Below are 18,483 nucleotides of genomic sequence, written 5' to 3'. Positions count from 1 at the left end.
CCGGGCGTGCGGCTCAGGTCATCTTGCAGCCCGCAGCCTCCGGCGAGAGGAACGACTTCCCGGAGCTGACGATATCGACGAAATCGTCCTTATCAGCCATCGAGGATTTGGGTTTGCCTTTCAGCAGGTAGTAGTTCTTGATGACCTGATGATCGGCGGCACGGATTTCCTCCTCGCCCGTGAGGCCCGCATAGGTCAGGCCCTCGAGCACCTTGGTCACGGCCGGTCCGTCGGTGGAACCGGCCTTGGCGGCCGCGTCGAGCAGAAGCTTCGTCAGAAGATAGGAGCCCGCAAAGGAGTAGTTCGGGCTGAATTTGCGCGTCTCGCGCACTTTGGCGACGAGGGCCTTGTTCAGCGGCGAGTCGATGCCGTGCCAGTACTGCGCGCCGAAGTAGATGCCGTCACACAAGTCGGGACCCAGCGCCTCGAACTGCTCAAGGCCAGAAGCCCAAGCGAGTACGATGGTCATGCGCTTCTTGAGCCCGAAGCTTACCGCCTGCCGCAGTGTGTCGGAGGATTGCGCACCGAAGCTCAGGATCAGCAACACGTCGGGCTTGGCTGCGATGGCATTCGTCAGGTAGCCACTGAACTCCTTCTCGGCGAGTGAGTGATAGCTGTTGCCGACATGCTCAACACCCTTCTCTTGGAAGACTGCCTTGGCAGCGCTGAGCAGCCCTTCACCGAAGACGTATTGCGGCGTGATCGTGTACCAGCGCTTCGCCTGCGGCATTTTCTCGATCAAGGGGCGTACGGTCTGAGCGATCGCTCCGTGGGTAGGCACGCTCCAGCGGAAGGTGCCGTGGTTACACTCTTTACCGGTGATCTCGTCGGCACCCGCGGTGGTGAAGAACACGCCACCGCCGTTGCTCACCTCCTTGCCCATGACGAGTGCTTCAGAGGACAGGATCCCACCGGCAAAGAGCCGCGTGCCCTCGGCCATGGCCTCCTGAACCCTGCGCGCCGCGGTGGCGGGTTTGCCCTCCGTATCGAGATCGCGGGCGATGGCCTTCCGGCCCAGCACCGTGCCGGCCTCCTCGGCCGCGAAGGTCGCTCCGAGCGCCGCAAACTTCCCGTTCGCCGCGAAGGCACCTGACATCGGCAGGGGTGCGCCGACCACCAGTTGACCATCCACTGCAGCAGCACCGCGAAGCAGCGGCGGCGCACTGAGCGCTGCGGCGGCGAGAGCGGTCTGCGTCAGGAATGCACGACGGGTGAGCATGGCGGCCTCCGCAACAGTGACGGTTAGGGAATCATCCGAACTATACGCATCAATTGTCCCGCGGAGATACAGAGCCAGCGAGAAAAAGCCGGCCTCTCTGTCATTACACCCCTCGCCACGATGCTCGCGGCAACCGGACCTCCGCTTCAATTCGCGGCGTGGCTCGGGCATGAAGCGATCACGTGCCGCGCGAGGGCGGGTCGCAAACCCGGACGCAAGCCGCGGAAGGGCTTCTGCCATCCCGCTTTCATGCTTTGTCCGCGTCGGAAAATCCGAAGCAGTAGGCCAGCAATTGGTTCTGCGCGCGGGCCAGGCGCCTGAGAACTTGAAGACCTTGCGCAGCCACAGCATCGCCTCGAAGCCGCAGATCGTGTGGCGGGCCGTATGGAAGGTCCGGAAGCCGCCGACGCGAGGCATCGCTCGTTTGACCCGGAAGCGGCCCCTCTCGATCCCCTGCTGCAGATGCTTGGTCAGGTGGTGCACCGGCGTGCGCGGCAGCAGGCCCGCACCCATGGCGAAAAAAGCCCCGCGTCAATGTGGCTTCAATTTGAGAATGGCTGGCGAGAACGATGAAATGGCCGACGGCCATCCAGTCTCGTCCAGCGCTGGCCAGCCTGTCGGACGGGACACAAACTGGACACCACCTCCAGCCATTCGCGCTAAGTGCTTGATTTTGCTGGCGCGCCCTACGGGAATCGAACCCGTGTTTTCGCCGTGAAAGGGCGACAACTGACACGCTCTGGTACGCGCTGACGAGAGATAAAATCGTTATGAGACAGTGGGATACGCACTGACGTAGCGCGTGACTCTCAGGTTGTCGCAGCGAATTTCCACACGTATACTCCCCAAATTCTTCCCAGAAAAGCGGGGCAGGGCAGGGGGCATGGCTCGGACGGTTCGTGATGCGAAGCTAGAGTCCCGGACGGCGCGGCTCGCACTGCCCGTTAGGACCGAACCGCATTGGAAAGCGCTCGATGGCGGTCTTGCCCTCGGCTACCGGAGAAACAAGCGCGGCGGCGCATGGCTTGCGAGGCGTTGGGACGCCGAGAAGGCCGGATACAGAGAGGCGGCGATCGGCAAGGCCGACGATGTTCAGGATGCCGATGGTCAAACCGCTTTCTCGTTCAGTCAGGCTCAGGCCGCGGCGCGTGAATGGTGGCGCCGGGAAGAGCGCGTCGCCGTCGGGCTCGAAGCCGTTGCGGCTGGCCCCTACACCGTCGAAGCGGCCTTGCGAGACTACTTCGCTGCTCGGGAGCGGAAGGGCTCAAAGGGGGTCTACAGCGACCGCCGATATGCCGACACGCGCATTGTGCCCGACCTAGGCGGCGTCGAGGTCGGAAAGCTGACGACGGTTCGCATCCGACGCTGGCACGAAGGATTAGCCGTAAAGCCTAAGCTCGTGCGGGCGCGAGCAGGGGCCGAGACCCGTCGGTCAATCGACCTCGATCGCGACGACCCCGAAGCTGTTCGCGCTCGCCGCGCGTCCGCAAACCGGATTCTCACGATCCTGAAGGCGGCTCTCAATCACGCCTATCACGAGAACCATGTTGCGAGCGACGAGGCATGGCGCAAAGCCAAGCCCTTCCGTGAAGTCGACTCTGCCATCGTTCGCTACCTGACCGGGCCGGAGCAAAAGCGGCTCGTGAACGCCTGCGAGCCCGACTTTCGGCAACTCGTGCAAGCCGCGCTTCTTACGGGATGCCGCTACGGGGAGTTGATCGCCATGCGAGTCGGTGACTTCAATCCCGACGCAGGGACGCTCGCGGTCCGAAAGTCGAAGTCGGGGAGGGCGCGACACGTCGTGCTTACCATCGAGGGGCAACGGCTCTTCGAAGGGCTTGTAGCTGGCAGGATCGCGCGCGACGGCCTTTTCGTTCGCAGTGACGGCAAACCCTGGGGCGCCTCCCATCAGCAACGCCCGCTCGAAGCGGCCTCGGTCCGCGCTCATGTCGAACCCGCCGCGACGTTTCATATCCTGCGCCACACGTATGCCAGCACGGCCGTGATGCGCGGCATCTCACTCGAGGTCATCGCCGAGCAGTTAGGGCACGCGGACACGCGCGTGACGAAGAAGCATTACGCCCATCTCGCCCCGAGCTACGTCGCGCAAGCGATTCGCGCCAGCTTCGGCGACCTGGGGCTCGTCGGGGAAAATGCCGTGGTCTCGATCAGTCGCTAAGCAAATAACATGACCGACTTAATCGGTCATGTGCCCCAAACCGCCGATTAAATCGGTCATGTCATCAGATATCAGAGATTTTTTATTTCAGTTATCCCCAAAACCTCTTGAGTGTGCGCCCGAGTGTCATCTACGGCTCAGAGCGACCCGCAGCGGCGCAACGAGGCTCAATATGGTCCGCACCGAAGATCGAATGGCCAGTAATTTTTCTGAACTCGAAAATTTCACGATCGACGAGTTCAGCGCATGGGCCCGAATTAGCCGGGCCACCACTTACCGCGCGATCAAAGATCGCTCGCTCGTCGCCTACAAGGTCCGAGGCCGCACTATCATCCGCCGGTCAGATGCAGAAAAGTTCACCGCCCGCGCGCGGATGAACTAGCGCTCACCTTCCAAACCAATCCAGGCAGATCGCCACGCCGGGCAAATGCCCGGCGAGCGGCGGCGCATGTCCAAAGGGGCTGAATATGATCGAGCATGATCACGCTGCCGAACTTGCCGAAACTATCGAGCAGGCCGGATACGGCACCGAGGCCGACGGCCTTCATCTCGGGCCAACCGACCTCACGCTCGTCGCGAAGGCGCTTCGCGCCCTGGCGGCGCTTGCTGCCGCGGTCGCGCTTCCCGCCGAGCCTGAAATCGCCTGAAGAGCAAGCTCCACCTTCGAGACGGAATCCTAAAATAAAAGCCGGACGGCCCCTCCGTCCGGCCTTTGTTTATTTCGTGCCCCGAAAAGTAATTCTTGCCCCATTGACGCAAATATCTCTGATCGTGTGAACTAACTCGATCAACCCCGAACGAATGAGGTTCGAATGACTGTACTGCGCATCAAAGATCTCGTGAACCGGGGGCCCTTCGGCAGAACGAAGCTCTTCGCCGACATTGCGGCAGGACGGCTCGTCGCTCGCAAGATCGGCCGCTCGACGGTCGTCCACGAGAGCGACTGGCGCGCATATCTTGAGGGCACGCCGCGGGCTGCAAAAGCATAGCGATCGGCAAAAAGCCCCGACGTTGGCGCGTCAGGGCTTTCCGAATGGGTCTTAGATTAGCTTCAGGTGATAAAATGGGTATCAAGTTTCTGGCGAGGCCGCAAGGTCTTTGGGTAATTACCGACGAGGATTTTGACCATAAAGATTGCCCCCATAAACGGCCCGAGATCCGTCCGCATGAATCCGACGACGCAAAGATTTTCGACGAAGATCCTCTCAAGGCGTACATCATACGTGAATGGCGCCACATCGATGCGCAAAGTCCGCACGAATATGCGGATCTTCTAGAATTTCATTGTTTGACGATCGTCTTTCGGTCCGGATGGCGTGTGCGCGTCATCGCTCTTTACACCGATGCGAGCGTTCATGTCCCGTCCGATCTTGCTTACTTCGAAGCCGAAGACCTAATCGCCAAGCGCGACCCTCGGATCGGTCCGTTTTGGAATCTGCCGAAGGCCGAGATTTTGCCCGAGGTCCGCTTGATGGGTCTTCCCCCTAAGGTGGCGCTTCAGCGTCAGAAGGCCCGACTCTCTCGGCTTATGGCCGCCGAGGCCAAAGCCGTAACCGGCTACCCCGCGGCGCTCTGAGAGCCGTCATGCCCCCCGAGCCTCCGCGCTCCGGTGTAGACCGGCTGACTGCGCTCGAAGTCCGCCTTCGCATGCGCGAGAACGGCTGGCCGTCGATTCCGATCACGCCGCATGACGGCAAGCACAAGGCCGACGGGAAGCGCCCCGCGATCACACGTTGGGAGCGCCTTGCCGTCTTCGCCGAGGACATGCCCCTTCCGCTTTGGCGTGAGGTCGAGTCGTTGGCGCGCCGGTATCCCGACGCGCAAGGGACGGGCGTACCCTGCGGGTCTGTCATCGGCATCGATATCGACGTGTCGGACTCGGCGCTCGTCGAAGAAATTCAGGGCATGGCCTTCTCGGTCTTCGGGCCGACGCCGTTCATTCGCGAGGGCCGGGCTCCCCGTCGCCTTCTCGTCTATCGTGCGGCCGAGGCTATGCCGAAGTCAGCGCACAAGGCGTTGAACGGGGCGGGCGACGGGATCGACATTCAGGCTGTCGGCTCGCAGTTCGTCGCCTTCGGCATTCACCGGAGCACTTGGCGCCCGTACCGCTGGATCGGCGCAGAAAGCCCGCTGACGGCCTCGCCTGACGAAGCGCCCGAGATCACGGCCGAGCAAGTCGCGGCCTTCCTGAGCCTTGTAAATGGCGTCCTGCCCCTTTCCGCATCCGGCTCAGGTCGCAAGCGCACCGGGGGCGGCGGATCAGCCGAGGTCGTGCGGGACGCCGAAGGCTTTGTCGTCGACGGTCGCGAGACGCATCTTACGAACTTGGTGTGGCGTGCCGCGTGCGGGTTCGCCGAGCGGGGCGATCCGCCGACCGTCGAAGCTCTGACCGATGCCGCTTGGGCCAACTTCCTGACGACCGCACGGCCCATCGTCGGGGGCCGTGAGTGGACGAAGGCAGAAGCCGAGGCGAAGGCCCGTGCCACTCTCGATCGCGTGAAGCGCGGTCTCGCCAAGCTGCCGCCTAAGCGCGAGACCGTCGCGCCGACCTATCACGATGCCGCTCGCCCGCTCGCCGAGGCCGGGGCTGCTGTCCGTGCCGGTGTCGACGAGTTCTTCGAACGCTACGCCCCCGAGTACCGGAACGCTCTCGCGATCTTCAATGGCGGCGGCGCGCTCCTTCAGCCGATGCCGCGGGGGCGGATCTTCAGGATCGAGGCCGGGGTCGGTAAGACCGATGCCGCCGTTACTGCCGCCGCCCGCGCGATCCGCGCCGGCCTGAACGTGGTCTTTGCGGTGCCGCGTGTTGACCTCGGCGATGAACTTGCGGCCCGGCTCGCGCGGCAAGGTATCACTGCTGACGTATGGCGCGGCCGGGAACGGCCCGATCCCGAGACGCCGGGGCACTCGATGTGCCTCAACCCTGAGGCCGTCGCCGATGCTCGTCAGGCCGGGGCGTGGAGCATCGCCGAGACCGTGTGCGAGCAGCACGACACGAAAGCCCGGCGCTTCGTGCGCTGTCCGCACTTCGAGACCTGCGGGTATATGCGCCAGCGCGAGGCGACGCCTCAGGCCTGGATCGTGACTCATGCGATGCTCTTCCTGCCGCTTCCCGCGGCGCTCGGGCGGGTCGACGCGCTCGTGATCGACGAGGCGTTCGCCTCGGGCGGCATTCCTCAGAAGCCCGTCCCGCGCGCCCTCGACGAAATCGAGAGTGCGGGCCTTCTCGCCGGGGCTGAGAACGCCTCGAAGATGACGGTTTGGCGGGAGGCGCTGATCCGCGGGGCGCGGGCCTCGGAAGACGGGCCGCTGTCTCGTGCGGCTTTGGTGGCGGCTGGCCTGACCGCTGACGATGCCGCATCGGCTCGCGACTTCGAGCGGGCTCGATATGTCGATCCGGGCATCACTCCCCTGATGGAGCCTCGGGAGCGCAAACGCCGAGCCGACGAGACCGGGGCAGGCAACAGGCTTGCGCGCGACCTCGTCGCCTTGTGGGACGAAGTCGCCGCATTCCTCGACGGCGGAACGCCGAGGAGCGGTCGCATGCGGCTCACCCGCGAACCTGAGTCCGGCGCTCGGATGATCGAACTCCGGCCGCTCACGACCGTGCATATTTCCTGGCGGGCGCCGACCCTGATCCTCGATGCGACGGCGCCTCCGCCGAGCGTGATCGAGCCGGTGCTTGGCCTCGAAGTGGACGAGGTCGCGTCGATTGCCGCCGAGTGGAGCCCCCACCGGTTCGTGCGTCAGATCGTCGGCGCGCCCGTCTCGTCGACGAAGCTCGGGCTGACCGGGAAGGGCGAGGGCAACACGCGCACTTTTGACGACCTTCGCCGCCTGATCGTGCTTCGGGCCGCCTTGGCCTATCCCCGGCAGGTCGCGGTCATTGCTCAGGCGGCGGTCGAAGAACGCCTCGTCGGGTTGGGTCTGCCGGCAAACGTCGTGACCGGCCACTTCAACGGCCTCTCGGGTCGGAATGACATGGAGAAGGTCGCCGGCATGATCGTGATCGGGCAGGCAATGCCGCCCATCTTCTCCATGGAGGCCGACGCGGGCACGCTGACCGGCGCTCCCGTCGAGGTTGCCGAGGCTGTGCTTAAGCCCGGCGAGCGCCGCTGGTATCCCCGCGTTCCCGGCGCAGTCAGGCTCAGAGACGGATCGAACTATCCGATCGAGCATTACCGACACCCCGACCCGGTCGTCGAGGCGTTGCGCTGGCAGATTTGCGAGGGGCAGTTGATTCAGGCGATCGGGCGGCTTCGCCCGTTGCGCCGCGGCCCCGGCGACGCGTTCTTCCTCGATCTCGTAACGGACGTGCCTCTGCCGATCACGGTCGACCGCGTCGAGGAATGGAACGCCGTCCGCCTCGGGGCGTGGGCCGACATGGCGGCTGAAGGCGTTATCCTGACTGCCGCGTCCGATATTCAGGCAGCGTTCCCCGACCTCGCGCCGAGCCCGAAAGCGGCTCAAAATATGTCGGAAGCCGTGAGGCTCACCCTTAGGTCTAATATGGACTCTTATATAGACCTTGGGGTGAGCGTCAGCCTTATCGAGGCAAAGCGCGCGGGCCGCTTCGCGCCGACTGAGATCGCCGTCCTGCCGAATGGGCCGAAGGGTCCGAACGTCCTGAAGCGCTGGCTCGGGGAACGCGGGCTCGGACCGATCGACCGGATCACTGTGAAGCGAGCCGGAAAGACGTGGGCGCGGCCATCCTTTGAGCGGGTCGGGCGTCTTATCGGCAAGCGGATGCATGATTGGGCCAGCATGATTGCTGCGGCGAGCGCGGGCGAAAGCGAAGTCGATAGACCCGCGCCCGAAGCATGACCGAGCGCACCGAAACGTGTCGCTATGTGCATGGGTCCCTTTAGACCCCGCCCCCATGCGGGTGACGCACGATCGCCCCTTCCCGCTTGGTACGAGATTTTTTTATCGGATTTCTGATTCCGCAGGGCCGCCCTTGGCCTCGTCATCGGCCTCTGAGTCTATGTCATACATAGACCTAATCATATCAAGCATCATCTCAAGATAATCCACCCGGTCTTTGTACAGTTTGACTTTAAGCGGCGTTTTCTGATCCATATACTTTGAATGCAGCAGTGGAGTATAAGTTATAAAATGCTCTTCTTCCGCAACTGATTGATGAAACAAATCCTGCGCTTTTTCATATGCGTCATGCTGGCCGTCCCATGTCATGATGGATGTATTGGCTAGAGTCTTCCTCAATTTTGTTTCGAGATTATCAAGTTTTCCCATAAGCATATCCAGCTGAGGAATTGGTATCCCCGTCTCTGTGACCCTATTTGGAAAGTCGCTTGGCCCAAAATCAAGAATAGCACGCTCGATTCCGCGTATGAGTCTCAGTGTTAGGCTCAATTTTTCGATCGAAGTGCCTGGATCCCAGCCCTCTCGGATATTCGCGTGACCTAAAACTTCAACTCCGATCTCATGGACTAGCGTGTTTCTAAATCGGAACAGGTCTTCGAGTTCTTCAAATTGGCTCTCGACAAGCGCGGCCTCGCCCAGAGCATCTCTTACAACAGATTTATATGGATCGCCGGCAATGCCGATTTCCGAAAATATTCTGACGAAATGCGCCATGTATGTTTGGAAACTTCCAATGTTCGTGGCCGCGCCGATTAGCTGAGCTACTGTCGCATTTTGAGCGATCATTTGAGGGACTATCTTATCATTGACCTTGCCTTGAATATCCGTCGATTTGAGCGCCGAAGGCTTGTATGTGAATAGATCAACCAGTCTCGACCGTACATGCCATTCAAGACACGTCACGCAACCGACAGCATAATATGAGCAAAGCTCGGTCCCGATCCAAGGAAACCATCGTTCTTCTTCCGGCTCAAATTTTTCAAACATACCCTTGATTTTATTGGCGTCTTCTATGAGGGACTCCAATCGATATATTGACGAATACGCATTGAAAAAATCCATCGTTGGATTTCCATGCCGCTTAGCAAAGGCGACAAAAGCGTGCATTTCTTCTTTCGAGCTCATTATGACCCTCCGTCACTGCGCTACCCGATCATACTCCTCTTCTCGACGGCGATCATCAAAATCGCAACATGCCTTCTACCTTCAGCCGCTCCATCACGCCGCGAAAGCGCCGCCCCTCGACGGTCACGATTCCCGAGCGAGGCGGCCCTCATGTGAAGCTCGTCTTCGCTGAGATGCGCCGCCAAGGACAGACCTATGATGCCGTCGAGGCCGGCTCGGGGGTGAATCGCCCGACGATCAAGGCGTGGCGTCACAAGAACCGCCCGAATCTGGACTCGATCGAAGCCGTTCTCGGACATCTGAACTTCGAGTTCGTCCCCATCCCGACCGCACGCGCCCTGCCGCCGGAGATCGTCGAGGCTCTTCGACCCATCGCCGAACGGCTTGATCTCGCCATGCCCGACGCGATCCGACTGACCGCCGAGGTTGCCTACCGCGGGCACCACATGAAGGCGCTCAGGCAGTCGGGCGAGAGTCCTTCCATTTCTGGCGCCGCCGAATAGCGACGCGATCAGCCCCGCGCTGCGGGCGTGGGGCCGGCATACTCCAATCCTTCCTCGGCGACTTGGCGGGCGACTTCGGTCGCCCGCCTTTTTTCGTTTGGGGCGATTCAAACAGCCCCGACAAGCGCGGTTAAGCGGGGTCTAATCGAGCCTGTCGCTAATAACAGCCACAAAGGTTCGAAATGACCGAAGTCAGTTCTAAAGATTTTTGCACGCGCGCCGAAGTCGCCGAACTGCTCGGCGTCAGCGTCGTAACGCTGCGCGAGATGGAGCGGAAGGGCGAAGGCCCCGCCGTAGTGCGCTTTTCTCCCCGGAAGGCGCTTTACTCGAACATCGAACTCGTGAAGTACCTCAAGGCGCGCACCGTCGGGGGTGTCGCATGAGCATCCTCGACAAGATCTTCCCGCGCCGGGGGCGCTCGGCCGCCCCGCTCACCTCGGCCGAGATCGCCGCGGAGATCGAGCGCCGCACGACGGCGCGTGCCGCGGCTCAGGCTCGGATCGACGCCGCCGCGTTGAAGCACAGCACGGCCCTCACTGACCTCGACGAAAAGGGCATGGCCGAAGCCGATACCGAGACGCTGGCCGCGGAACGGTCCGTGATGGTCGCCGAACATGCGATCCGCGAGCTTCGGAAGGCCCATGCCGAGGCTCTTCAGGTCGAGCGGCGAGAGGCGTTCCGCGCCGACGTGGTCGCGGCGACCCGTCAGGGCGAAGCCGTCCGGTTGCGCCTCGAAGCGGAGTACGATGTGGCTGCCGCGGCCCTCGCGTCGATCCTGGCAGACCTCAGGGATTATTATGACTCCGCAGCGGCGCTGAGGGATCGCGCTCGCGAACTCGGCGAGACGATCAACCTACCGGCTCCGCAGGGCTTTCGCGCCGCGCCGCGCCGCTGGCGCGCGTCTTGGCCGAACGCCGAGGGAACGCACCTTGGCCGGGTGGTTGGCCCCCTTGAAGATGCGCCCCGCGGCTCGATCCGTTGGGTGAGCGGTGAGCCTGTCCCCGCACGCGACGGCGTAACTGTCGAACCGCGGCCTGTTGAGGGGCCGGAGTCGATCCTCGACGTGATCCGGCAATTGCCGGCCCTTCGCCACGGCGAAGCCAGTCACTGGCCTCGGCACGTCCTTGCCGAGAAGGCCGAACCTCGCGGCTATGTCGATCGCACTCGGCCTCGGAAGTACGAGCCCGTTCCGGCGCTCGTGCCGTCGCCGCATGACGATCCGCGGCGCGAGGGCGAACGGTAGTCGGCGCGCTTCATAACCCCGCGCCATTCGGTGGTGTTGGCGCGGGTTCGAAGTCGAGGAAAGCGTGAGATGTTCGAAAGCGAGATCAGGATCGAGGTTGAGCGGCGCCTTCAGAAGGCGTGCGACGACCGCGCGTTAGCTGGCCTTCCGCCGCCTGTGAGCATCGATGCGCTTCGGGCGATCGTGCGGAGCGACCTTCTTCGGGAGGTCGAGGCGGCACAGGCCTTTTCCAGGGCCGCCGTGGTGAAGCCGGCCCCTCCGCCTCTCAAGTCCGCGCCGAGCGTACCGAAAGTTCTTGCCGCCTCGCTTCTCAAGCCCGAGGCCGCGCCTAAGCTCTCGGCCACGGAACGACTCGCGCAGTTGGCCGGCAAGATGGACCTGCGAGAACCAGTCTTCCCCTCACTTCGCGGCCCCGCGAAGAAGTCAGGCTCCGTCGTCGACCATGATGAGTTGGCCGTACGCGCGATCCTCGAAGCCGGGCGCGCAGCGCGGGGCCGGTAGGCTCTCGCGTCTGATGCGTTTTCCGTCATTTAGAAGGCCGTGGGGTGGCTTCGCGCGAGGTCCGAGAGCCCTTTGTCGCTCTCGGGACCGTCGGAGCCTCACGGGCCGTCCTGGCGGCCATGGGCGCCGGCCTGCTCTCGGTCGGCCGTTCCGTGCTCATGTTCCCGATCGCGGCCCTTCGGGCGATCCCCGCGGCCCTGATGCTGCTCGTCTCGAATCCGATCGGGATCGCGGTCGCGGCCGTCGTGACCGCCCTCACGGCGCTCGGCGTGTGGATCGCGAACAGCTCGTCGGGGATCGCAACGTTCTTCACGTCATTCGCCGACAGCTTCATGAAGGCGCTAGGCCCTGGCGTGGCCTCGGCCGTGACCTCAATCGTCTCGGCGCTGCAGTCCGTCTATTCGTGGGTCATGAAGGTTCTCGGTCCGATCGACGAGGGCGGCGAGAAGTGGAAGTCTTGGGGCGAGGGCGCCGGTCAGGCGGCGGCGGTCGTCAACGCGATCTCGGCGCTCCCCGGTCAGGTTGCGGCGCTCGGGGCGTAACTGTTCGCGGCCGGCAAATCGGCCATGCAGTCGCTTTGGGCCGGGACGAAGTCGGTCGTCGCGGCGCCGTTCAGGACGATCGACGGCGAGATCCGTAGCGGGATTGGCGGCGCCCCGTCGCTCCCCCGCGGTCCGGTCGCCTCGCCCCCGGCAAATCAGGTCCCGGCGGGCAAGGCTCGCGCCCTCGGCGGCCCGGTCTGCTCTGGCGTGCCGTACCTCGTCGGCGAGCGCGGCCCCGAGATCTTCGTTCCGAACGGCTAGGGGCGCGTCGAGACGAACCGGACAAACGGCTCGCCTCGATCGGCTCGGCCGATGGCGCCCCCTCTATGCGCTCCCCGTCGGCTTCTCAGGTCGTGGCGGCTGGCGCCGGCACGGCGGGCGGGAACGTCACGCACGTCTCGCGCGGCGACTTTAACGTTCAGCTTCACATCCAAGCGGCCGGGATACGGCGTCGCGACACTCAATCAGACCTAATAAGATTAAATTCCAGAAAAAATGCTTTAGAATCAGGAACTTAGCTAATCAACTCGGCCGCAATCGAACTATAGCCTCGCGCCGTCTCGGGCCGAGACGGCGCGAGGCTATAGTGCAATTCGAGGAAAGTCAACCTATGCTCTGGATCGCTATTGGGCCCAGGGCGTGCAACTAGTTGCAAAAATAAAAGCCCCGCCGAAGCGGGGCTTGCTTCTAAGTTCAAGCCAGCGCGGCTCACGCGTCAACCAAGGCCTCGCGCTCCAGCCGACGCTTGATCATGTCGTTGATCTGACGATTGGAGTCGATGATGCGAACGCGCCTCTTGATCTCGCCGAAGGATATCGTCTCGAGCAAGGGTACAAGAGCAGCATTAACGAATGAGGACGTGACGTTTGTCACCCCCTCGAACGAGACCGTGATCACCTCGGCTCGATTAAGGGCAGCGAGCAGACGTGCCAAAACGGCCTCACCCTGACCGTTTGTGTCGGCGGCGGGGGTGGCATCAAGGATGCGCACTACCATTCCAGGGCCTCTCTCGTGTCTTCTATTTCTTCGATCGTATCGGTTTTGAGCCGAATGTCGATGGTGGTTCCAGGGCAAAACCCGCGGCTTGTCAACACCGTAGATCGAATCCCAGTTCCAGGATCATCGAACCGTACGACCGTGTGTGACGAGTAGATAGTTACCGTGCCCTTATTATGCGACGCGACTGTTCGAAGCAGGAAATCCAAGCCCGCTCCCCGATTGCGTGGGGTGCTCTGCGAGGTGAAACCCTCTTCAACGGCCTTCACAACGGCCTCCTCATCGGTCAGGCCAGGCATGACACGGCGGATTGATGCCGGTATTCCGAGCCCGAAGTCGGCTACAGCAATGTGAATGCAGTTCTCATTCGGGAAGTGCTGAACGAATATACTCCCGATTTCAAGCTTTGCATGATCAGCGATGTTGTTGAATACTTCTGAAATACACGTCTGGAAGCTAACCAGCGAAGCTGTGGTGATGCCAAGTCTCGCCGCAAGCCACGGTATGAGATCAAGGCGCAGCCATCCGTGCACTTCATCGCGCAGTACGAAGCGCAGAGGCTTGGTTGTGGCCCGAGGGGCCGCAGCGGCATTGAGCTTTGCACCTGCGTGCTGCTCGAAAAACAGGGAGTCGTCGAGATAGCGAAGAGCCTCAGCACCGCCACTCAGGTTCGAGAAGTTGACCTTGCACCCGTTTGCGTCGAGCCAATGGACCAAGTTGCTCAGAAATGTCACGCCAACGGGCCGCACGAAACTGAGCTTCGCAAAGTCGAAGGACAGGCAGTCCGGCAGACCGTCAGGTGAGGAGGCAACGAGCCTTTCGAGGACGGTCGACAGGTTCGTTCCGTCGAGGCGCCGGGGCAACTCGACTATTGGGCAGGAATTTGGGGCAGTCGACGCAAGGGCAGGCATCTACGGATTGCATCTCTCAGATCGAGTTTACGCCGAGCCGCAGCGGGAACAGCCACACCGGAGCCCGCCGAAGCGGATTCTCCCCAGAAACTCCCCACAAAAATAAAAAGCCCCGCTTTGGCGGGGCTAAGTGCTTGAAAACCCTGGCGCGCCCTACGGGAATCGAACCCGTGTTTTCGCCGTGAAAGGGCGACGTCCTGGACCGCTAGACGAAGGGCGCTCGGCTGGGCCGGGGTTCTATAGTCGGACCCGGAGCGGCCGGCAACCGTCGAAGCGCCGCGGGATCCAGGTTTGACCGCGAGCCGGGTTGCGGCGATGGAGGGACATGCCACAGCCCCCTCCTCGCATGACGCTCGTCCTCGGCGGAGCGCGGTCCGGCAAGAGCGCCTACGCGGAGGGTCTGATCGAATCCTGTCCCGGCCCGTGGCTCTATCTGGCCACTGCCCAGGCCTTCGACGACGAGATGGTCGCGCGCATCGCCCAGCACCGCGCCCGGCGGGCCGGAGCGTGGCGCACCCGGGACGTGCCGCTCGCCCTGCCGGAGGCGGTCGCCGCGTCCGAAGGGCCCGTTCTGGTCGATTGCCTGACGCTCTGGCTCACCAACCTGATCCTGGCGGAGGCCGACGTGGTGGACGCTGCGGAGCGGCTGCGCGCCGCCTGCGCCCGCGCGCCGGGACCGCTGGTCCTGGTCGGCAACGAGGTCGGGTTCGGGATCGTCCCCGACAACGCCCTCGCCCGCCGATTCCGCGACGAAGCCGGCCGTCTGCACCAGCAGCTCGCGGCCCAGGCCGACCGGGTCGTGCTCACCGTGGCGGGCCTGCCGCTGACCGTGAAACCCGGAGCCTCCGCATGAGCGACGACGCGACGCGCCACCGCGAGAAAATGGAGAAGCGCAAGGCCGTGCAGGACGCCGAGGTGGCGGCCAAGACCATCGAGAAGGGCCTGCTCCTCGTCCATACCGGGTCCGGCAAGGGCAAGAGCACGGCCGCCCTCGGCCTGATGCTGCGGGCGCTCGGCCGCGGCTGGCGGGTCGGCATGGTGCAGTTCATCAAGGGCGGCTGGGACACGGGCGAGCGCCATGCGGTGGCGGCCTTCGGCGACCGGGTCGCGTGGCACACTCTCGGGGAGGGGTTCACCTGGGAGACGCAGGACAAGGCCCGGGACATCGCCGCCTGCCGCCACGCCTGGGACGTCGCCGAAGGCCTGATGGCCGATCCCACGATCCGCCTGCTGGTCCTCGACGAGCTGAACATCGCGCTCCGCTACGACTACCTCGACCTCGACGCGGTGCTGGCGGCGCTCACGCGTCGCCGGCCGGACCTGCACGTCGTCGTCACGGGCCGCAACGCCAAGCCGGCGCTGATCGAGGCCGCCGACCTCGTGACCGAGATGGGCAGCGTCAAGCACCACTTCTCCGCCGGCGTGAAGGCGCAGGAAGGAATCGAGTTCTGAGCCCGCCGCGCGAGAAGGCCTTCAGGAAGGCCCTGATGATCCAGGGCACCGGCTCCGATGTCGGCAAGTCGCTGATCGTGGCGGGGCTCGCGCGCGCCTTCACGAACCGGGGCCTGCGGGTGCGGCCGTTCAAGCCGCAGAACATGTCGAACAACGCCGCCGTGACGCAGGACGGCGGCGAGATCGGCCGCGCGCAGGCGCTTCAGGCCCGCGCCGCCCGGGTGGCGCCCACGGTCCACATGAACCCGGTGCTTCTGAAGCCGCAGAGCGAGGTCGGGTCCCAGGTGGTGGTGCAGGGCCGGATGGTCGCCACCGTGAAGGCGCGCGACTACCAGGCCTGGAAGCCCCGGCTCATGCCCGCCGTCCTGGAGAGCTTTTCCCGCCTCGCGGAGGAAGCCGATCTGGTCCTCGTCGAGGGCGCGGGCTCGGCCTCCGAGGTGAACCTGCGCGCGGGCGACATCGCCAATATGGGCTTCGCCCGGGCCACCGACACGCCGGTGGTGCTGGTGGGCGACATCGACCGGGGCGGGGTGATCGCGAGTCTCGTCGGCACCAAAGCGGTGATCGACCCGGAGGATGCCGCCCTGATCGCCGGCTTCATCGTCAACCGGTTCCGCGGGGATCCGAGCCTGTTCGCCGACGGCATGCGGATGATCGCCGAGCGGACCGGCTGGGCGGCTCTGGGCCTCGTGCCGCACTTTCCGGAAGCCGCGCGCCTGCCGGCGGAGGACGTGCTGGGGCTCGCGGGCTCAGGACCGCGCGGGGCGGAGGCCGTCACGGTGGCGGTGCCGGTTCTGCCGCGCATCGCCAATTTCGACGATCTCGATCCGCTGCGGGCGGAGCCGGGCGTGTCGGTGGTGCTGGTCCGGCCCGGGATGCCGATTCCTGCCGAGGCCGCCCTCGTGCTGCTGCCGGGCTCCAAGACCACCATCGACGACCTCGACCGGTTCCGCACCGAGGGCTGGGACATCGACCTGCACGCCCACGTCCGGCGGGGTGGCCGGGTGCTCGGCCTGTGCGGCGGCTACCAGATGCTGGGCAGGAGCCTCGCGGATCCGCACGGGATCGAGGGCACACCCTGCACGGTGCCGGGCCTCGGGCTCCTCGACGTCGACACCGTGATGACGCCTCAGAAGCGCCTCGCCGCGGTCAGCGGCACGAGCCTGCCCGATGCCGTGCCGTTTTCCGGCTACGAGATGCATATCGGCGCGACGGAGGGTCCCGACGCGGCCCGGCCGCTGCTGCGATTCGCCGACGGGCGCACCGACGGGGCGGTCTCGGCGGACGGGCGGGTGGCCGGGACCTACGTCCACGGCCTGTTCGCCCACGATGCCCAGCGGGCGGCGTGGCTCGCGCGGCTCGGGACCGTCTCCGAGGGCGGGGGCTACGAAGCCGGGGTCGAGGCGGCCCTCGACGGCCTCGCGCGACACATTGCGGCCCATGTCGACTGCGAGCGCCTCCTGGCGCTTGCCCGGTAGGGGCCATCCCAGCCACAGGCTAACTCATGTGATTCGGCAGGCCCTCGCCACGAAGGGCCGTCGGCCTACGCGAGGAACGCCGGATGCCCACGCACGCCCCAGTCGGCGCGGATCTCGCCGCGAGCACCGTCCGCACCGTGACCCTGCGGCTGATGCCGCTGCTCGGCCTGCTCTACCTGATCGCCTATATCGACCGGCAGAACGTCTCCTACGCCAAGCTGGAGATGGTCGGCAGTCTCGGCCTGAGCGAGACCGCCTACGGGCTCGGGGCCTCGCTGTTCTTCCTCGGCTACTTCCTGTTCGAGGTGCCGGCCAACGTCTTCCTGGAGCGGGTCGGCGCGCGGATCTGGTTCGCCCGGATCATGATCACCTGGGGGATCGTCACGGTCCTGCTCGGCTTCACCCAGGGCACGGCGATGTTCTACGTGCTGCGCTTCCTGCTCGGCGCCGCGGAGGCCGGCTTCTTCCCCGGCGTGCTGTTCGCGCTGACCCTGTGGTTCCCGCAGGCGCACCGGGCGCGGATGATCGGCTGGTTCATGATCGCGAGCGCGATCGCCAACGCGGTCGGCGCCGCCGTGGGCGGGGCGCTGCTCGGCCTCGATGGGCTCCTGGGTCTCCAGGGCTGGCAATGGGTGTTCCTGGCCACCGGCGCGCCGGCGATCCTCATGGCCGCGGTGGTGCTGCTCGTCCTGCCGGACGGGCCCGAGACCGCGCCCTGGCTGTCGCAGGCCCAGCGCGACTGGCTCGCCCGCGCGCTCCGCACCGAGCGCGAGGATGGCGGTCACGTCGATCACGGCAACCCGTTCGCGGCGCTCCTCGACCGGCGGGTGCTCATGCTCGCCGGGGTCTACGTCTCCCTGCCGCTCGCCGCCTACGGCCTGGGCTACTGGCTGCCCACCGTGGTCAAGGGCTTCGGCGTCTCGAACCTGACCAACGGGTTCCTCAACATCATCCCCTGGATGGCGACGGCCTTCGCCCTGTGGTGGGTCCCGCGCCACGCCGCCCGCACGGGCGCGCAGGGCGACGCCTTGACCTGGCACGTGGTCGGGCCGGCGCTGGTCGGGGCGGCCGGGCTCGCGCTCAGCGTCATCCTGCCGGGCAACGCGGTGAAATTCGCCTGCCTGTGCGTGGCGGCCGCCGGGACCTTCGCGGCTCAGCCGGTCTTCTGGTCGATGCCCGGGACCTTCCTGCGCGGCGCCTCGGCGGCGGCCGGGATCGCGGCGATCAACTCGGTGGGCAATCTCGGCGGCTTCGTTGCGCAGAACGCGGTGCCGTTCATCCGCGACCAGACCAAGAGCGATCTCGTGCCGATGCTGTTCCTGGCCGCGTGCCTCGCCGTGGGGGCCGGCCTCATGTTCGTGGTGCTTTCCGCCCTGCGCCGGGACGCGGCCCGGCGGGCGATGCCGACCGCGGCGCGGCCGGCCTGAACCTGCGGCAGATCCCTGCGTTA

General features: G+C 64.6%; 20 protein-coding genes, 2 tRNA genes and 1 pseudogene. 16 read left to right on the top strand and 7 right to left on the bottom strand.

What is annotated here, in order from left to right:
- Positions 1–13: 13 nt before the first annotated feature.
- The 3 genes and pseudogenes from ACYCO6_RS14825 to ACYCO6_RS14815 form a co-directional block, all read right to left on the bottom strand.
- Positions 14–1,219: an ABC transporter substrate-binding protein gene (locus ACYCO6_RS14825; protein ID WP_459772522.1), complete on the bottom strand. Its 1,206-nt coding sequence runs from the start codon at positions 1,217–1,219 to the stop codon at positions 14–16.
- Positions 1,220–1,466: 247 nt separating this feature from the next.
- A pseudogene (locus ACYCO6_RS14820) lies at positions 1,467–1,723 on the bottom strand (DDE-type integrase/transposase/recombinase); the annotation flags it as partial.
- Between the two features lie 173 nt (positions 1,724–1,896).
- Positions 1,897–1,967: transfer RNA gene (locus ACYCO6_RS14815), tRNA-Ser, on the bottom strand.
- 135 nt (positions 1,968–2,102) lie between these two features.
- Between ACYCO6_RS14815 and ACYCO6_RS14810 the strand changes: the two genes are divergently transcribed.
- From ACYCO6_RS14810 to ACYCO6_RS14785, 6 genes are all read left to right on the top strand, one after another.
- Entirely contained in the window at positions 2,103–3,398 is a 1,296-nt protein-coding gene (locus ACYCO6_RS14810) for a tyrosine-type recombinase/integrase (RefSeq protein WP_459772521.1), read from the top strand.
- A 172-nt stretch (positions 3,399–3,570) separates the two neighbouring features.
- On the top strand, positions 3,571–3,780 hold the full coding sequence (locus tag ACYCO6_RS14805; protein ID WP_459772519.1) for a helix-turn-helix domain-containing protein: 210 nt from the start codon (positions 3,571–3,573) through the stop codon (positions 3,778–3,780).
- Between the two features lie 85 nt (positions 3,781–3,865).
- Complete coding sequence (locus ACYCO6_RS14800; RefSeq protein ID WP_459772518.1) at positions 3,866–4,045, top strand: hypothetical protein; 180 nt, start codon at positions 3,866–3,868, stop codon at positions 4,043–4,045.
- A gap of 165 nt (positions 4,046–4,210) precedes the next feature.
- Positions 4,211–4,387: a hypothetical protein gene (locus ACYCO6_RS14795; RefSeq protein ID WP_459772517.1), complete on the top strand. Its 177-nt coding sequence runs from the start codon at positions 4,211–4,213 to the stop codon at positions 4,385–4,387.
- Positions 4,388–4,461: 74 nt separating this feature from the next.
- Entirely contained in the window at positions 4,462–4,974 is a 513-nt protein-coding gene (locus ACYCO6_RS14790; protein WP_459772515.1) for a hypothetical protein, read from the top strand.
- Positions 4,975–5,045: 71 nt separating this feature from the next.
- Positions 5,046–8,222, top strand: coding sequence for a bifunctional DNA primase/polymerase (locus ACYCO6_RS14785; protein ID WP_459772514.1), 3,177 nt, complete (start codon positions 5,046–5,048; stop codon positions 8,220–8,222).
- A gap of 102 nt (positions 8,223–8,324) precedes the next feature.
- Here the strand turns inward: ACYCO6_RS14785 and ACYCO6_RS14780 are convergent, their stop codons facing one another.
- A complete protein-coding gene (locus ACYCO6_RS14780) occupies positions 8,325–9,407 on the bottom strand; it encodes a hypothetical protein (protein WP_459772512.1) in 1,083 nt (360 codons plus the stop codon).
- A gap of 152 nt (positions 9,408–9,559) precedes the next feature.
- On the opposite strand from ACYCO6_RS14780, the gene ACYCO6_RS14775 reads away from it, so the two are divergent.
- The 6 genes from ACYCO6_RS14775 to ACYCO6_RS14750 all read left to right on the top strand — a co-directional run bounded on the left by ACYCO6_RS14775 (position 9,560) and on the right by ACYCO6_RS14750 (position 12,457).
- Complete coding sequence (locus tag ACYCO6_RS14775; protein ID WP_459772511.1) at positions 9,560–9,910, top strand: hypothetical protein; 351 nt, start codon at positions 9,560–9,562, stop codon at positions 9,908–9,910.
- Positions 9,911–10,092: 182 nt separating this feature from the next.
- Positions 10,093–10,293: a helix-turn-helix transcriptional regulator gene (locus ACYCO6_RS14770; RefSeq protein WP_459772510.1), complete on the top strand. Its 201-nt coding sequence runs from the start codon at positions 10,093–10,095 to the stop codon at positions 10,291–10,293.
- A gap of 173 nt (positions 10,294–10,466) precedes the next feature.
- A complete protein-coding gene (locus tag ACYCO6_RS14765; RefSeq protein WP_459772509.1) occupies positions 10,467–11,153 on the top strand; it encodes a hypothetical protein in 687 nt (228 codons plus the stop codon).
- Between the two features lie 69 nt (positions 11,154–11,222).
- Entirely contained in the window at positions 11,223–11,654 is a 432-nt protein-coding gene (locus tag ACYCO6_RS14760; RefSeq protein ID WP_459772508.1) for a hypothetical protein, read from the top strand.
- A gap of 44 nt (positions 11,655–11,698) precedes the next feature.
- A complete protein-coding gene (locus ACYCO6_RS14755; protein ID WP_459772507.1) occupies positions 11,699–12,196 on the top strand; it encodes a hypothetical protein in 498 nt (165 codons plus the stop codon).
- Positions 12,197–12,220: 24 nt separating this feature from the next.
- A complete protein-coding gene (locus ACYCO6_RS14750) occupies positions 12,221–12,457 on the top strand; it encodes a hypothetical protein (RefSeq protein WP_459772505.1) in 237 nt (78 codons plus the stop codon).
- Between the two features lie 447 nt (positions 12,458–12,904).
- On the opposite strand, the gene ACYCO6_RS14745 is transcribed toward ACYCO6_RS14750, so the two are convergent.
- The 3 genes from ACYCO6_RS14745 to ACYCO6_RS14735 form a co-directional block, all read right to left on the bottom strand.
- On the bottom strand, positions 12,905–13,192 hold the full coding sequence (locus ACYCO6_RS14745; protein WP_459772503.1) for an STAS-like domain-containing protein: 288 nt from the start codon (positions 13,190–13,192) through the stop codon (positions 12,905–12,907).
- Positions 13,186–14,055 (bottom strand): ATP-binding protein, encoded by an 870-nt coding sequence (locus tag ACYCO6_RS14740; protein WP_459772502.1) that lies wholly within the window; start codon positions 14,053–14,055, stop codon positions 13,186–13,188. Before ACYCO6_RS14740 ends, ACYCO6_RS14745 begins: the two co-directional genes overlap by 7 nt.
- Positions 14,056–14,247: 192 nt before the next feature.
- Positions 14,248–14,323: transfer RNA gene (locus tag ACYCO6_RS14735), tRNA-Glu, on the bottom strand.
- A gap of 105 nt (positions 14,324–14,428) precedes the next feature.
- Between ACYCO6_RS14735 and cobU the strand changes: the two genes are divergently transcribed.
- From cobU to ACYCO6_RS14715, 4 genes are all read left to right on the top strand, one after another.
- Positions 14,429–14,956: a bifunctional adenosylcobinamide kinase/adenosylcobinamide-phosphate guanylyltransferase gene (gene cobU, locus ACYCO6_RS14730; RefSeq protein ID WP_459772500.1), complete on the top strand. Its 528-nt coding sequence runs from the start codon at positions 14,429–14,431 to the stop codon at positions 14,954–14,956.
- The gene (gene cobO / locus ACYCO6_RS14725; protein ID WP_459772499.1) at positions 14,953–15,555 is read left to right on the top strand and encodes a cob(I)yrinic acid a,c-diamide adenosyltransferase; all 603 of its coding nucleotides are present in this window, start codon (positions 14,953–14,955) and stop codon (positions 15,553–15,555) included. The genes cobU and cobO overlap by 4 nt, the downstream gene beginning before the upstream one ends.
- A 35-nt stretch (positions 15,556–15,590) precedes the next feature.
- Positions 15,591–17,033: a cobyric acid synthase gene (locus tag ACYCO6_RS14720; RefSeq protein WP_459772497.1), complete on the top strand. Its 1,443-nt coding sequence runs from the start codon at positions 15,591–15,593 to the stop codon at positions 17,031–17,033.
- Positions 17,034–17,116: 83 nt separating this feature from the next.
- Positions 17,117–18,460: an MFS transporter gene (locus ACYCO6_RS14715; protein ID WP_459772496.1), complete on the top strand. Its 1,344-nt coding sequence runs from the start codon at positions 17,117–17,119 to the stop codon at positions 18,458–18,460.
- The last annotated feature ends 23 nt before the right edge of the window (positions 18,461–18,483 follow it).

This window comes from Methylobacterium sp. CM6257 (assembly GCF_054611515.1).
This window is presented reverse-complemented; position numbering and strand designations above follow the sequence as displayed.

Bases quoted from the DNA above. Each gene is read 5' to 3' on its own strand.
- cobO (WP_459772499.1), top strand. From the start codon at position 14,953: ATGAGCGACGACGCGACGCGCCACCGCGAGAAAATGGAGAAGCGCAAG.
- ACYCO6_RS14825 (WP_459772522.1), bottom strand. From the start codon at position 1,219: ATGCTCACCCGTCGTGCATTCCTGACGCAGACCGCTCTCGCCGCCGCA.
- ACYCO6_RS14750 (WP_459772505.1), top strand. From the start codon at position 12,221: ATGCAGTCGCTTTGGGCCGGGACGAAGTCGGTCGTCGCGGCGCCGTTC.
- ACYCO6_RS14795 (WP_459772517.1), top strand. From the start codon at position 4,211: ATGACTGTACTGCGCATCAAAGATCTCGTGAACCGGGGGCCCTTCGGC.
- ACYCO6_RS14785 (WP_459772514.1), top strand. From the start codon at position 5,046: ATGCGCGAGAACGGCTGGCCGTCGATTCCGATCACGCCGCATGACGGC.
- ACYCO6_RS14810 (WP_459772521.1), top strand. From the start codon at position 2,103: ATGGCTCGGACGGTTCGTGATGCGAAGCTAGAGTCCCGGACGGCGCGG.
- ACYCO6_RS14770 (WP_459772510.1), top strand. From the start codon at position 10,093: ATGACCGAAGTCAGTTCTAAAGATTTTTGCACGCGCGCCGAAGTCGCC.
- ACYCO6_RS14720 (WP_459772497.1), top strand. From the start codon at position 15,591: ATGATCCAGGGCACCGGCTCCGATGTCGGCAAGTCGCTGATCGTGGCG.
- ACYCO6_RS14790 (WP_459772515.1), top strand. From the start codon at position 4,462: ATGGGTATCAAGTTTCTGGCGAGGCCGCAAGGTCTTTGGGTAATTACC.
- cobU (WP_459772500.1), top strand. From the start codon at position 14,429: ATGCCACAGCCCCCTCCTCGCATGACGCTCGTCCTCGGCGGAGCGCGG.
- ACYCO6_RS14715 (WP_459772496.1), top strand. From the start codon at position 17,117: ATGCCCACGCACGCCCCAGTCGGCGCGGATCTCGCCGCGAGCACCGTC.
- ACYCO6_RS14765 (WP_459772509.1), top strand. From the start codon at position 10,467: ATGGCCGAAGCCGATACCGAGACGCTGGCCGCGGAACGGTCCGTGATG.
- ACYCO6_RS14780 (WP_459772512.1), bottom strand. From the start codon at position 9,407: ATGAGCTCGAAAGAAGAAATGCACGCTTTTGTCGCCTTTGCTAAGCGG.
- ACYCO6_RS14800 (WP_459772518.1), top strand. From the start codon at position 3,866: ATGATCGAGCATGATCACGCTGCCGAACTTGCCGAAACTATCGAGCAG.
- ACYCO6_RS14760 (WP_459772508.1), top strand. From the start codon at position 11,223: ATGTTCGAAAGCGAGATCAGGATCGAGGTTGAGCGGCGCCTTCAGAAG.
- ACYCO6_RS14745 (WP_459772503.1), bottom strand. From the start codon at position 13,192: ATGGTAGTGCGCATCCTTGATGCCACCCCCGCCGCCGACACAAACGGT.
- ACYCO6_RS14805 (WP_459772519.1), top strand. From the start codon at position 3,571: ATGGTCCGCACCGAAGATCGAATGGCCAGTAATTTTTCTGAACTCGAA.